A 13427-nucleotide genomic window follows, 5' to 3' on the forward strand; every position below is an offset into this window, starting at 1 on the left:
ACGAGGGCACTAAGTACAAAAGTGGCTCTCCTGCGAGTCCCACGTTCACCGCCCGCGAGTCCCACGTTCAAATCGGCGAGTCCCACACTCGGCTACCGACAACGCCTTGCACCGCGTACCGACACGACACAACCGACCCTCGGATCAGCAAGGGAGTACCCACTCGCCCCGGTCCTTGCCGCTGGAGAACGCAACCGGCCCACGTCAATCGACACCCGAGACCATCGCAGACCCACGGATAGAGCAGCAGAACCACAAAAGTGCCCTGCCGTGGGACGCGTTAGAGGATGGGTTGGGGGGTGTAGCGGGCGGCGTCGGGGAAGCGTTCGAGGACTGCCTCGACGCGCTTCGCGACGGCGTCGACCTGCCGGGGCGCGACACCGGTGAACGAGATCCGATCGACGAACAACTTGTCGAGGTCACCGCGGTCCAGGGGCAGCCGCTCGTCCTGGGCGAGCCTGTCCAGCAGGTCGTTCTCGGCGAGGCCCTTCTCGCGCATCGCCAGCGCGGCGGCGACGGCGTTCTCCTTGATCGCCTCGTGCGCGGTCTCGCGGCCGACGCCGGCGCGGATCGCGGCCATCAGCACCTTCGTCGTCGCGAGGAACGGCAGATACCGGTTCAGCTCGCGCTCGACCACCGCGGGGAACGCGCCGAACTCGTTCAGCACCGTGAGAAACGTTTCGAGCAGACCGTCGAGAGCGAAGAACGAGTCCGGCAGCGCGACACGGCGGACCACGGAATCCGAGACGTCGCCCTCGTTCCACTGGTCGCCGGCCAGCTCGCCGACCATCGACAGGAACCCGCGCAGCACGACGGCGAGCCCGTTGACGCGTTCGCAGGACCGGGTGTTCATCTTGTGCGGCATCGCCGAGGACCCGACCTGGCCGGGTTTGAAGCCCTCGGTGACCAGCTCGTTCCCGGCCATCAGCCGGATCGTCTTCGCCAGGCTGGACGGCGACGCGGCCAGCTGGACCAAAGTAGACACGACGTCGAAGTCCAGCGACCGCGGGTAAACCTGGCCGACGCTGATGAACAGCCGGTCGAAACCGAGGTGCTGGGCGACCCTCGCCTCCAGCTCGTCCAATGTGGACTCGTCGCCGAGCAGGTCGAGCATGTCCTGCGCGGTGCCCACCGGGCCCTTGATCCCGCGCAGCGGGTACCGCTCGATGAGGTTGTCCAGCCGGTCGAACGCCACCAGCAGCTCGTCGGCGGCGGTCGCGAACCGCTTGCCCAGCGTGGTCGCCTGCGCGGCGACGTTGTGCGAACGGCCGGCCATCACCAGGTCGGAATGCTCGACGGCGAGCGAAGCCAGCTTGGCCAGCACCGCGCCGACCCGGCCGCGGATCAGCTCCAGCGAACGGCGGATCTGCAGCTGCTCGACGTTCTCGGTGAGGTCGCGCGAAGTCATGCCCTTGTGCACGTGCTCGTGCCCGGCGAGCGCGTTGAACTCCTCGATCCGGGCCTTGACGTCGTGCCGCGTGACCCGCTCGCGCGCGGCGATCGACGCGAGGTCGACCTGGTCCAGCACGCGCTCGTAGTCCTCGACGACCCCGTCCGGCACCGCGACGCCGAGCTCCGCCTGCGCCCTGAGCACAGCGAGCCACAGCTCGCGCTCAAGCCGCACCTTGTACTCCGGCGACCACAGGGACACCAGTTCGGGCGAGGCATAGCGGCCCGCGAGCACGTTCGGGATGCGAGGCTTGTCAGTCACGTACCGCAGATTACTCGTGAGTGTTGCGGCTGGTTACGGTGTCCTGCGGGACACCCGCACCCGGGCAGGCGGGAACACTCACGAACCCAGGGTCAGCTCAAAGCGGCGAGCAGCATTCTGGTCGCGGCGGCCCGCGGGTCGGGGTCGACGGCGATCAGCGCGTTGACGACGGCGCCGTCGACCAGCGCGATGAGCCGTTCCAGCTCGGTGGCGTCCACCGGCGTGCCGGAACGGGCGAAGATCTCCGACAGCAGCGCGTTGAACTCGACGGACAGGGTGCGCATCAGCGGCCGGAGATAGGGGCGGCGGCCCGTCGCGACCAGGCGTTCGTACCGCAGGAGGACGGCCTCGGCGTCCGCTTCGCGATCTTCGCGGACGGGGCCGAGCAGCATGTCCAGCACGAGGTCGACCTGCGCCTGTGCGCCGCGGTTACGGGTGGCGAGCTCGTCGAGACGCTGGTGACCGGTGGCGACCTCGGACCGGGCGTGGTGCTCCACCGCCGCGGTGACCAGCTCGTCGAGCGAGTCGAAGTAGTACGTCGTCGACGCCAGCGGCAGACCGGCACGCTCGGCGACGGCTCGGTGGCGGATGGCGTCGAAGCCGCCCTCGACCAGGAGCATGGCAGCCGCCTCGACGAGCGCGGCACGGCGCCGCTCACCCTTGGGAGTGCTCGCTGCGGTTGTCACGGAGCGCCATCTTGCCAGGTCGGTGTGCTCAGAAGTGCGACGCGATGGTTCCGGCGAGCCGGGGGAGGTCGTCGGCCAGCGGCGCCGCGGACGTGCCGGGCCCGGGGGTGCTGATCAGGTCGATGGTGCCGCCGCCGGCTGCCAGCACCTCGGAACGCGCGCTGCCCATCGGAATTGCGCTCGGATCGAGGATGACTCCCGGCGCCACCAACAACACCGAAATCCAACCGCCCTCGATCCGGAACCCAGCGGCACGTGCTTGCGTCACACACACGCGACCAGGGTTGGCATCGGCCGTTTTCACGGTGACGGGGAGCTCGCCAGCGAGGGCTGTGGCGAGCTCCCCGTCAACCTTGTCGCACCCGGAGGCGCTTTCGGCCCGAGGGCCGTTCTTCCCTGGCCCATCGCCCCCCTGCATGGGGCTTTGGGTGGGGAAGTCTGGGGTTTTCCCTCCGAGGGAGGGACGCTCGGGCCCCATCCCGGGTTGCCCGGCGGCACCCGATCGGGGGTCGGGTGCGCTGGCTGCGCTCATGACGGGACTGCTGGGCGAGTTCACCAGGTAGCCGACGACGCCGAGTCCGGCGAGGACCAGGACGAGGCAGCCGCACGCCAGCGCGATCGCCGAGCGGTGACGTGCCCGAGCGCGCGCGGAGGCGGTGGCGATGTCGCCCATGTCGAAGCCGGGCGGGGGCGGTTCGCCGACGGCATCGGCGAAGATCGTCTTCAGCTCTCGCTCATCCATTCGCCTCCACCTCCTCTCCCAGCACCTCGCGCAGGTTCGCCAGACCTCGTGCCGTCTGGCTCTTCACGTTTCCTTCGCTGCAGCCCAGCGCCTTCGCCGTACCAGTGACGTCGAGCCCTTCGAAGTAGCGCAGGACGAGCACCGCGCGCTGCTTCGGCGGTACCTGCCGCAACCCCTCGAGCAGGTCCTGCCGGTTGACGACCTGCTCGTCGAAACCCGGCGAAGACTGCGCGGGCTCGGGCGGCTCGTCAGTGAACCGCTCCCGGCGCCATGGGCGGCGGGATTCGTCGATCGACGCCCGGACCAGCGTCTTCCGGACATACGCGTCGGTCGCGCCCCGGTCCCGGATCTTGAGCCACCTCCGATGCAAGGCCACGAATGCCGTCTGGGCGAGATCGTCCGCTCGATGCCAATCACCGCAGAGCATGTACGCGGTTCTGCGCACGGAGTCCCGCTTGGCCGCGAAGTACTCCGCGAACTCCTGTTCGTCGCGCTGGTCCACGCGCCTGTGTGCTCCGCTCTTTTTCGCGTCGGGGGGTAGACGGAACCGGGGGCGTCCAAGGTTGCACAGGCCGGCAAAAGAATCCAGCCGGATGGCCAGGCCGTTTGCCAGGCGAACGATTTCTGTGATGTCATCCAACCGTGACCTTGCACGCGGCACCGCAGATCGACTTCCGTTCCGACACCGTGACCCGACCGGACGACACGATGCGGCAGGCCATGGCCACCGCCGAGGTCGGCGACAACGTGATCGACGTCGACCCCACCATGGAGGCGCTGGAGAAGAGAGCGGCGAAGATCCTCGGTATGCCCGCCGCGTTGTGGACGCCGAGCGGCACGATGGCGAACCTGATCGCGCTGAGCGTCCACCTCAAACGCGGCGACCGCTTCCTGGCGCCCCGCGGCGCCCACGTCCTCACGAACGAACTGGGCTCGGCCGCCTGGCTGGCCGGCGGGATGCCCGACCCGCTCGACCACGACGCCGGGCCCGGCCGCCCGACGCAGAACACCCTCGCCGCCGCGATCGGCGCGGCGCACGGTCCGTACTACGCGCTGCGAACCACGTTGCTGTGCCTGGAAAACACGCACAACGCGGCCGGTGGCGCGGTGATCCCGCCGCACGAGCACGCGCAACTGCTCGCCACCGCGAAACAGGCCGGTCTGAAGGTGCACCTCGACGGCGCGCGGATCTGGCACGCCGCCGTCTCACTCGGGGTGCCGCCCGCCGCACTGACCGTCGGGGTGGACTCGGTGTCGGCGTGCTTCAGCAAGGGCCTCGGCGCGCCGGTCGGTTCGGTCGTCGCGGGTAGCGCGCACTTCATCGAACAGGCCCGGCGCATGCGTCAGATGCTCGGCGGCGGGGTCCGCCAGGGTGGCGTGCTGGCGGCGGCGTGCCTGGTCGGACTGGACCGCATCGGCGACCTCCCGGCGTCGCACGACAACGCGCGACGGCTGGCGGCCGGGCTCGCGGAGTTCGGCTGGCGAGTCGACGAGCCGGAGACGAACATCGTGCTCGCCGGCGTCCCGGACCTGCCGATGGCGCTGAACTGGCTGTCCTCACTGGGAGTCCTCGCCCTGCCGATGGCGGGCAAGGTCCGCTTCGTCACCCACCGCGATGTCTCCGCGGACGAAATCGACGAGACGCTGCGGCGGATCAAAAACGGGAGTGCGGCATGAACTGGCTGATCTTCGACTACGGCGAGGTCATCAGTGAGAGGACAGAAGCACTGCCCGCGCTGGCGAAGGAAATCGGCGTGGAACTGGACGAGTTCGAGAAGCACTACTGGGCCTGCCGTGACCCGTACGACCGCGGCTGCTCGGACCTCGAATACTGGGCTTCGGTCGGCAAGGCCTGCGGCGTCGACATCGATCAGTCCACTTCGGATGCTCTGACCGCGATCGACATCGAGGGCTGGCTGCACACCGAACCCGCCACCCGGGAGCTGCTCGCCGCGCTCGACGAAGCCGGTGTCGCGCTCGCATTGCTGTCGAACGCGCCTTCGTCGTTCGGCCGGGTGGCCGAACGACAGGAGTGGGCGCGGCACTTCCGTACGCTGGTGTTTTCGGGCGACCTCGGCTGTGCCAAACCGGATCCGGAGATCTTCAAGATCCTGCTGGACAAGCTCGAAGCCGAGCCCGGCGACTGCCTGTTCTTCGACGACCGTCAGTACAATGTGGACGGTGCGCTGGCCGTCGGCATCCGGGCGCACCGGTGGCTCGGGGTCAACACCGCACACGCGGCCGGGTGGACCAGCTAGCCCGGGGTCGAGCCTTCGTCACCCCTGCTGACCCCGGGTACTCCGACAAACACTGTCAGTTGCGGATGCGCTTCGGGTCACTCTTGCCCTTGATCGCGCCAACGGCAGCGGTGCCCAGGAAGAGCACGGCGCCGATGATCCCGATCCACAGCAGCGCGTGGAAAACGAACCCGAGCACGCTGAACGCCAGCCAGATGACGAGCAGTGCGCCCACGATCTTCAGAAACATGGCAACCCTCCGTATGTTTCGAGCCGCGGTGGGCTCGCTAGGACCAGACTCCCACGGACGAGCCGAAACGTCTTCTTCCCCGCACAACGTTCAGGGTTAAGCCGGGGTTCCCCCTGAGCGGGTACGGCCTGACCCAGCGCGGCTTGTGAGCGTTCCGGCTCGCCCGGGAGCGGGTGTCCCGCAGGGCGCAGTAACCGGCCGGAACGCTCACGAGCCCAACCAGGCACCCAGGCGGCGGACGCCCTCCTCGACGTCGGCGCGCGCCCCCGCGAAGGAGATCCGGGCGAACTTGCCGCCGTTGACCGGGTCGAAGTCGATGCCGGGGGCGATCGCGACCCCGGTGTCGGCCAGCAGGCGCTGGCACCAGCTCAGGCTGTCCGTGGTGTACGCCGAGACGTCGAAGTAGGCGTAGAACGCACCGTCGATCGGGGCGATCCGCGTCAGCCCGATGCCGTTGAGGCCCTCCACCAGCAGGTCCCGGTTCGACCGATAATGCGAGACATGTCCGTCGAGCTCCGCGTACGACTCCGGCTCGAACGCGGCTACGGCGGCGTACTGGGAGATCGCGGGCGGGCAGATCGCGAAGTTGCCGCTGAGCACCTCGACGGCCCGGTGCAGGCGGCGCGGCACGAGCATCCAGCCGAGCCGCCACCCGGTCATCGCGAAGTACTTCGAGAACGACCCGAGCACGAGCGACTCCCGGCCGTGCTGCCAGGCACTGCCGAGCGCGTCACCGCCGTAGGAGATCCCGTGGTAGATCTCGTCGCTGATCAACTGCACTCCGCGCGACGAACACCAGCCGTCGATCGCGGCGAGCTCGCCCGCCGGCAGCACCGTCCCGGTCGGATTGCTGGGGCTGGCGATGATCAGGCCCTTGATCGGGCCGAGTTCGTCGAGCAATGCTGTCGTCGGCTGGAAGCGGGTGCGCTCGCCGGTGTCGAACTCGACGACCTCGCAGCCGAGCGCGGACAGCAGATTGCGATACGCGGGGTAACCGGGCCGGGCCATCGCGACCCGATCGCCGGCCTCGAACGCGGACAGGAACGAAAGCAGGAACCCGCCGGACGAGCCGGTCGTGACGACGACGTCGTCCGGGTCGACGTCGAGCGAGTACCGCCGCGCGTAGTGCCCGGCGATGGCTTCCCGCAGCTCAGGGATGCCGAGCTGGACGGTGTAGCCGAGGTTGTGCTCGCGCAGAGCCTTCGCGGCGGCCTCCTTGACCAGCTCAGGCGCCCCCGCCGTCGGCTGCCCGGCGGCAAGGAACACCACGTCACCGTGACTGCGCTCCCGGGCCTGCGCCGCGGCGAGCACCTCCATGACGTGGAAGGGTGCGACGTCAGCTCTGGCAGCGGGTCCGGAAAACGCGGCAGTGTCGACCATCCAGCCAGGCTAGGGGAGGAACGGGCCGACGCGCAGTGATCTTTGTCGTCGACAGAACGCAAACTCGCGTCCGTAGAAGGCGAACACGCGTACGCGGCAAGCAAACACACGTGCACTTAGTAGCCGCGGTAGGTACCGCCGCTGGCGAGGGCCTTGACGCCGGGGACGTTGTCGAGGCCGCCGTAGCGACCGATGCTGTATTTCACCCCGGCGATAATATTGTCCACGGGGTTATAGATATTGTCGTGGCCGGGCAGCTTATTTGAATTGAAAGTCGAATCGATGCACTGCATCAGGCCTTTTGAAGGATGACCTGCGGCGGCATTCGAATTGCCGGTGAGGAAGACGTGGTCGTCCTCGCGTGCGGTCCAGGTGCCCAGCTCGGTCGTCACGCACCATACATTCCCGCGCCCGGCGTCTTCGCTGGTCAGGAAAGCGCCGGTGATGATGGGATTGTTGGCGTGGACCGCCGACTCCGGGCTCCACGATTCCGGCCGCGCCGAGCGTGCGACTTCCAGGACCCGTGGCCGCGAACCGGCTAGGTAGACGGCGAGCGTCATGGCCTCGAGAACCGCACCCGGTGCCTGGTACAGAACAACTTGCGGCTTCGTATAACCCACCTTGGCATACCGGGCTCCCTCAGCGTCGGTGATCGCTTCGAGCCATGCGGCACGCTGCTCGGTCGACATCGCGAGAACCTGGGACACCGCATCGGACTTGGGATGCCCCACGCGGGCCAGCAGGTCTCGGGCGTAGGCATAGTCCAGCCGGTGCTGCCGCGTCTCGACGTCCTCGTCACCGGCCATGCAGCCGAGCACCGCCGCTTCCCGCACCGTGATGTCGAGGCTGGACGCCGTGTTCGCCTGGGCAGCGAGCAAGAGCCGATCACCGCTACGAACGTCCTCTGTGGCAACAAAACGCGCTTCCGTCGAGTGCGTGTGCTGCGGCAGGGTCAGCCAGCGGTGGTTGGGGGTTGTGGTCGCGTGCCACCGCGTAGTGCTCATGCGGACCAGCCGGGCGTCGTCGTGGTGCACCACCCGGGTAATGGGCGTCCACTCGCTACACCCACTGACTTGGTTGTAGCCGATCGTCTCGTCGCCGACCGACACCTCGTCGTGCTTCAGCCAGCCCCGCCGCGTCAGGATCATCGTGTCGATCGGCACGCAGTCCCAGTTGTTGATCGCGTTCGGGTTGCCGCCGGATTCGTGTTGGATGATGGTCCAGATCTTCTGGACGTCCGCGTCGGTGACCGGGATGCCGTTGGCCTGCAGGATCTTGATGGCGTCACTGATCCAGCCCTGGACGTTGCCCGGGGGCGGGCTCGAGGGCGGGCCGCCGCTCGGGCCGAGACCGCCGCCACCACCACCGCCGCCCTCTCCTCCGCCGCCACCGCCACCGCCACCACCGTGGTGGTGCGAGCCGCTGCCGCCACCGCCGCCGTGGATGCCGCCGGTGCTCTGCGGGACCGTGCCGTCGGGATTGGGCAACGGTACCGAGGAGAAGCCGCCCTCGACCTGGGTTTTCATCAGGTCCTGCGACTTCTTGATCAGGTCGTCCGCCTGCTTGAGCAGGTTCGTGATGTCCGTCTTGGCTTGGGAGGCCTGGGTTTCGTCAGCGGCCTTGGCCGCGGCGATGATGTCCGCGGAGGACGGGCTGGGCGCGGGCTTGTCGTCCTTCGCCGCCTCGGCGGCGGCTGAATCGGCGGCATCGGCGGCGGAAGTCGCCTTGGTGTTGTTGTTCTGGATCGTCTTCAACGTCGTGTCGTGCGAAGTCTGGACTTTGTTCTTGATGTCGGCGAGCTGGCCCTGCAGCACCCCGAGGTCGTCGCCGACCTGCGAGAGGTGGTCCTTGACCTTGTCGCCCGCGGCGGTGATCTGTTTGACGTACCCGAAGAACGCGTCGGCCGACGGGCCCTCCCAGACCCCGCCCGACAGCGAATTCGTCGAGTTCCGCAGCGCGGCGCTGTGGTCGTCGGTGTTCTTCGCGGCGTCGTGGAACTGGTCGGCCACCTTCTGGATCGACGCCGGGTCGACCTTCTCGACCTGCGCCGATTGCGTCTCGACATCCGCCCACGAAGGCGGCATCCCCACCCGATCACCACTCACGAAGCCGCCCCCTTGTCGTCGTCACAGTTGTTGTCGTCAAACGGATTCAGCACGGTCACGACTGCTCGTGCCACTTCAGGTCCGACGCACCGACCTCGTCTGTCTCGTCCATGAGCCCCGCCGCGCGGCGCAGGAAGTCGCTCGTCGCGGACATCAATTTGCCGCCGGCGTCGAACTCGTCATGGACCCTCGACGTCGCCGAGCCCATCGCGCCGTGCACGTCCTTCGAACCGCCCATGGTGCCGAACGGGTTGTCGGGGCCTTCGTGCCCGGTCATCTTGCCCTTGGACTTCTCGAACTCGTCCTTCAGCTTGCCGACCTGACCGGCGACGGTCCCCATCGAGTCCGGGTCATACACAGGCACGGTCCGTCATCCCCTTCGTGCAAGAGCAGTGCAAAGAGCGTTTCGCCCCGATCGGACGCCCACTCGGACGTCGTGATGATCGGGACGGTTCCCGCGAATACTCTAGGACTTCGTCCGCTGACCGTCTGCCTTACCGGCCAACTCTCACCCGGAAAGTCTCAGACTTCGTCGAGCAGCTCCCGAACCCGCTGGGTGAGCAGCTGATTGTCACCGGGAGTAATCGTCGCCCAGTCGCGCTGGTCGGCGTTGCGGTCGACCTGGAACAGGTACCGGCCGGCATCGGTGTCGAAGAACGCGACCACACGCCCGGCGCGCCGCACCGAGCCGTCCCGTCCGCGCCGCTGGACGCCGAACTGGCCGCGGGTCTGCTGGCCGAGCAGCATCCCGGCCACCTCCTGGGCCTGCCACAGCGGAACCTGACGGTCTTCCAGGGCGGTGACCAGTGCTTTCGCGTCGCCCTGCGCGTCTTCGTTGGCGTCGACGAGCACCTGGTGCGGCAGGCTGACGGTCTGCCCGACGCCGGGATCGAGCTGCCCGGTCACCGAGACCGCGGCCTCGGCCAGGGCGTCCGCCCGCGCCGGGATGAGCCACACCTCGCCGCGGTCGACGACGCCGAGCATCGCCTGGCCGCCGACGCTCACCGCGAGGCCCTTGATCTCGCGGTCGGTCCACACCCAGACGTCGACGGCGGCCTTCGGATGGGCGAACAGGTTGAGCAGGTCGATCAGGTCGCCCGAGGCCCGGCGCCCGCGCGCGAGCCCGCGGGCGGCCAGTGAATCCCAGGCCCGCTGGACGAAGTCCGCGCGTTCGGTGTGGGTCATGCCGGGCGTCGGAACGTCGAGCGCGGCGTGCCGTGGCGGCAGCCGCTCGGTCTCCCACAGCATGTCGAATTCGAGTGCGGACAGCACGAGACTGTCGTTCGAGGACCCCATTGACTGACTCAGCCGTTCCCCTCAGTCGGTTTCTTCAGCACCGGTTTCGCGGATCAGATCCGGCGAAACCAGGCGCTGGTCGGAGAACAGGTCCTTGTCGTCGACACCGAACCGGCGAACGTGGGCGATGTCGTCCTCGCCTTCACCGTGCTGCGGCGCGGCAGGCTCCATGAAGCCCCGGTTCTGGCCGGGTTGCTGCGAGCCGAGCTTCCCGGCGTTGCGTGCGGCGGTGGCTTCCTCTTCCGGCAGTTCACCGATCGGGAGCCGGGTGGTGGGACGTCCGGAGCCGGCCGCCGTGCTGCCGAACCCCCGGCCTTGCCGTTCCCGTTCCCCGCTGACCGCCGCCCCGGCGCCGCCGGCTCCGATCGCCGTCGCGCCCGCACCGAGCTCTCCGGCCGACGCGCCACCGGCAGCCACCGGGGCGATCGGGGTGCTGAACCGGACCGGTGTGGTGGGCGCCTGCGGACCGGAGCCCATCAGCCTGGGCTGACCGAGTGCCTGTTCGCTCCCGATAGCGCCACTGGCGCCACCCGTGCTCCGGCTGACCGGCATCGCGCTGAGAGCGCCGGCGCCCGAGGACGTCGCACCTGAAACGTTGCCGAGCACATCACTGATCGGCGAACCCGAAGCAACGCCCGTTCCTGGACGCGCGAACTCCGGCGGGGCCGTCGTGGAGCCCATGCCGCCGGCGACGGGATAGCCGCCGGTGCCGCCTGTCACCGGAGAAGTCACCGTGGACGGCGGGGTCGCCGAACTCGGCGGGGTCGCCGAACTCGGCGCTGTCCCGCCAGGCTGTGGAGCGGTCTGCCTGGGTGGTGGCGCCTGGACGGGCAGGCCCATCGGCGGCGTCGGGGCGTCGTGCGGCGCGGCAACCACGTGACTCTGGGCCCGGAACGGCGTGGTGGGCGGGCTCGCGGGGGTGTTGGTGTGCGCGGCCACCGTGGCGCCGGTGCCGCCGACCGGGGTTCCGGGGCTGCCGCCGAGGTCGACCGCGGACCCGCCGAGCGACATCGGGTCCTGGCCGCCACCGCCGGCGAGCTGCAGGCTCTGCGGGTCGCCGATGGTCTGCGCGGAAGACAGGTAGTCGCCGCTGTCGCTGGCGTAGCTGTTAAGCGCTTCGAGCGTCTGCCCACGGGCGTCGTTGGCCGCGGCGACCTGGGCGGCGTGATCGGTCTCGAACCCGATGAGGCTCACGAGCGAGTCGCCGAGGGTGAGCCCGCCGGCGCCCTTCCTGACCGTTTCGGGGTCGGGGAGCTTGTACAGCGTGCGGTTGAACGCCTCGCCCTGCGCGAAGATCATCTCCGCGGCGTGGTTGACCTTGTCGTTGGCGTCCTGGGAGAACCCGGCCTTCTCGGTGAACACCTCGCCGGCCTTGCCGCCCGCCGTGCTCTGCCAGTCGACGCCGAGTTTGCCCAGCTCGCGGCGCAGCGTGAGGTCGGTATCGGAGAGCGCCGACGCGACGGCCTTCAGCGCGTCGACCGCGCCGCTGATGCTGCCGATGCCGTCGCCGCCCTGGAACTTGACGATCTCGTCGGCGAGGCCGGTGTCGGTGTAGCCGTCGAATCGCTGATCGCGGATGCGCTCGGCAAAGGTCGAGATGTCCACGCGGCCCCTCCTACTTCGCTTTCAACGTCTGCACGGCGAAGGTCGCCGCCTTGGTGGCCAGTTCGCACAGCTGGCCCTGGGTGAACGCGCCCTCGCTGATCGGCGCCGCCTGCACTTCCAGCGTCTGGCCGTGCGCGACGCCGACCAGGGTTTGGCAGTCGGTCGGGTCGGTGTTCTGGCGGAAGTACTTCAGTGCGGGGAAGCCTTCGACCGACAGGTCGACCGTGGTCATGCTGTTCTTACGGCGGTTGCCGGTGAGCCAGGCTTCGAGGTCGGCGTTGGTCACGGCGGTGATGCCGTAGGCGTAGTACGGCTGCGCCTTGTCGACGTCGAAAGTGCAGCTCGGGCCGTCTGCGCCGTTGGCGGAGTCAGCGACCTGGCGCGGCTTGCTGTTGACGGTGAGTTGGTCGAGCTGGGCCGACGTCAGCAGAGAGCACGGGTCGACACCGTTGAGCGCGAGCTCGTTCGGCCGCTGGGGCAGCCCGGCGGCCTTCGAACTCTGCTCCGCGGAACTCGCGACGGTGGCGACCGGGGACGCGATGCCGTCGCCGACCGTCGTCGTGCAGCCCGCCACCGCGAAAGTGGCGACGGCCGCGCTGGTCAGAGCCATCGGTTTAAGGCGCAGGGGTTTAAGGCGCAGGGGTTTAAGGCTTGCCACCACGGTCCCCGAGCATCGTGGCCTTGTCCTCGTCGGTGGCCTTGTACTGGTCGGAGGCCGAGCGCAGCTGCGTGACCAGGTCACGCAGGCCCTTCACGTACGCGCGGACGCCCTTGGCATACGAGTCGGGAGCGTCGGACACCATCAGGTTCCAGGCGAGGAAGGTGTTCGTGCTGACGATGTCGCCGGCCGGGGTGTCGATGCGCAGCTCGTCGAGCCGGGTCCGGAGCTTGTCCTCGAGCGCGTTGGCCTGGTCCTCGACCACCTTCGCGACGTCGAGGATCCTGGCCGGGTCGACCTGGATGTCGGCCAGCCCCGGCACCGGCGGCACCGAGGACGCGAGATCCTGAATCTGGGTGTCTCCTGGCATCTGAACGCACCCCTCCTACGGACGGTGACCGGTCGGTCTCGCACCCGAAGGCTACCAATGTCCACATCTCGGCGAGTTAAGTTCGCCCGACCGGCAGCACCTGGTCGATCAGCCGATCGAGGTAGCGCGATTCCTGAGGGAAGTCGAACCACGGCAGGGCCCCGCCGAGGTGAGCTCGGCCGTGCAGGCTCAGCCACAGTTCGGAGGTCACCTCGAAAGACGCCTTCTGCCCGTGTTCGTTTCCGAGTTCGCGCAGGGCCGCGGCGACCGTGGCGAGCAGCGGGCGGAACGCGTCCATCCCGGCTTCCCGCAGGACAATGGCCGTGCCACGCGGATGATCGGACGTGCTGGGCTGGGCACCGCGACCAGTCGAGACCACGATCGTCG

The 13427-nt window shown here is 68.7% G+C and carries 14 protein-coding genes and 2 pseudogenes; 2 read left to right on the top strand and 14 right to left on the bottom strand.

Annotation, left to right across the window (positions count from 1 at the left end; translation table 11 throughout):
• Positions 1 to 280 precede the first annotated feature (280 nt).
• The 4 genes from purB to JWQ81_RS11955 form a co-directional block, all read right to left on the bottom strand.
• Positions 281 to 1711: an adenylosuccinate lyase gene (gene purB, locus JWQ81_RS11940; RefSeq protein WP_297540629.1), complete on the bottom strand. Its 1431-nt coding sequence runs from the start codon at positions 1709 to 1711 to the stop codon at positions 281 to 283.
• Between the two features lie 92 nt (positions 1712 to 1803).
• Positions 1804 to 2397 carry a TetR family transcriptional regulator gene (locus tag JWQ81_RS11945; protein WP_297540631.1) on the bottom strand — a complete coding sequence of 198 codons (594 nt, stop codon included), beginning with the start codon at positions 2395 to 2397 and terminating at the stop codon, positions 1804 to 1806.
• A gap of 28 nt (positions 2398 to 2425) precedes the next feature.
• Positions 2426 to 3139 (bottom strand): hypothetical protein, encoded by a 714-nt coding sequence (locus JWQ81_RS11950; protein ID WP_297540633.1) that lies wholly within the window; start codon positions 3137 to 3139, stop codon positions 2426 to 2428.
• Positions 3132 to 3641: a SigE family RNA polymerase sigma factor gene (locus JWQ81_RS11955; protein ID WP_297540635.1), complete on the bottom strand. Its 510-nt coding sequence runs from the start codon at positions 3639 to 3641 to the stop codon at positions 3132 to 3134. Before JWQ81_RS11955 ends, JWQ81_RS11950 begins: the two co-directional genes overlap by 8 nt.
• A gap of 206 nt (positions 3642 to 3847) precedes the next feature.
• Here JWQ81_RS11955 and JWQ81_RS11960 point away from each other — a divergent pair, with 206 nt between their 5' ends.
• Both JWQ81_RS11960 and JWQ81_RS11965 read left to right on the top strand, forming a co-directional pair.
• Complete coding sequence (locus JWQ81_RS11960) at positions 3848 to 4816, top strand: GntG family PLP-dependent aldolase (RefSeq protein ID WP_297540922.1); 969 nt, start codon at positions 3848 to 3850, stop codon at positions 4814 to 4816.
• Positions 4813 to 5397 carry an HAD family phosphatase gene (locus JWQ81_RS11965; protein WP_297540637.1) on the top strand — a complete coding sequence of 195 codons (585 nt, stop codon included), beginning with the start codon at positions 4813 to 4815 and terminating at the stop codon, positions 5395 to 5397. The genes JWQ81_RS11960 and JWQ81_RS11965 overlap by 4 nt, the downstream gene beginning before the upstream one ends.
• 55 nt (positions 5398 to 5452) lie before the next feature.
• Here the strand turns inward: JWQ81_RS11965 and JWQ81_RS11970 are convergent, their stop codons facing one another.
• The 10 genes and pseudogenes from JWQ81_RS11970 to JWQ81_RS12015 all read right to left on the bottom strand — a co-directional run bounded on the left by JWQ81_RS11970 (position 5453) and on the right by JWQ81_RS12015 (position 13419).
• Entirely contained in the window at positions 5453 to 5626 is a 174-nt protein-coding gene (locus JWQ81_RS11970) for a hypothetical protein (RefSeq protein WP_297540639.1), read from the bottom strand.
• A 207-nt stretch (positions 5627 to 5833) separates the two neighbouring features.
• The gene (locus tag JWQ81_RS11975; protein WP_297540641.1) at positions 5834 to 7006 is read right to left on the bottom strand and encodes a pyridoxal phosphate-dependent aminotransferase; all 1173 of its coding nucleotides are present in this window, start codon (positions 7004 to 7006) and stop codon (positions 5834 to 5836) included.
• Between the two features lie 116 nt (positions 7007 to 7122).
• Positions 7123 to 7338 (bottom strand): annotated as a pseudogene (locus JWQ81_RS11980) (transglycosylase SLT domain-containing protein); the annotation flags it as partial.
• A gap of 1473 nt (positions 7339 to 8811) precedes the next feature.
• Positions 8812 to 9090 (bottom strand): annotated as a pseudogene (locus JWQ81_RS11985) (WXG100 family type VII secretion target); the annotation flags it as partial.
• A 76-nt stretch (positions 9091 to 9166) separates the two neighbouring features.
• Positions 9167 to 9475 (bottom strand): hypothetical protein, encoded by a 309-nt coding sequence (locus tag JWQ81_RS11990; protein ID WP_297540643.1) that lies wholly within the window; start codon positions 9473 to 9475, stop codon positions 9167 to 9169.
• A 158-nt stretch (positions 9476 to 9633) separates the two neighbouring features.
• Entirely contained in the window at positions 9634 to 10407 is a 774-nt protein-coding gene (locus JWQ81_RS11995; RefSeq protein ID WP_297540645.1) for an ESX secretion-associated protein EspG, read from the bottom strand.
• Positions 10408 to 10428: 21 nt separating this feature from the next.
• Positions 10429 to 12012 (bottom strand): hypothetical protein, encoded by a 1584-nt coding sequence (locus tag JWQ81_RS12000; RefSeq protein WP_297540647.1) that lies wholly within the window; start codon positions 12010 to 12012, stop codon positions 10429 to 10431.
• Positions 12013 to 12022: 10 nt separating this feature from the next.
• A complete protein-coding gene (locus JWQ81_RS12005) occupies positions 12023 to 12622 on the bottom strand; it encodes a DUF3558 domain-containing protein (RefSeq protein WP_297540649.1) in 600 nt (199 codons plus the stop codon).
• Between the two features lie 34 nt (positions 12623 to 12656).
• A complete protein-coding gene (locus JWQ81_RS12010; RefSeq protein WP_297540651.1) occupies positions 12657 to 13040 on the bottom strand; it encodes a WXG100 family type VII secretion target in 384 nt (127 codons plus the stop codon).
• A 76-nt stretch (positions 13041 to 13116) separates the two neighbouring features.
• Complete coding sequence (locus JWQ81_RS12015) at positions 13117 to 13419, bottom strand: hypothetical protein (protein ID WP_297540653.1); 303 nt, start codon at positions 13417 to 13419, stop codon at positions 13117 to 13119.
• Between the last annotated feature and the right edge of the window lie 8 nt (positions 13420 to 13427).

The sequence above is a fragment of the Amycolatopsis sp. genome (assembly GCF_025464955.1).
Taxonomy (GTDB): Bacteria; Actinomycetota; Actinomycetes; order Mycobacteriales; family Pseudonocardiaceae; genus Amycolatopsis.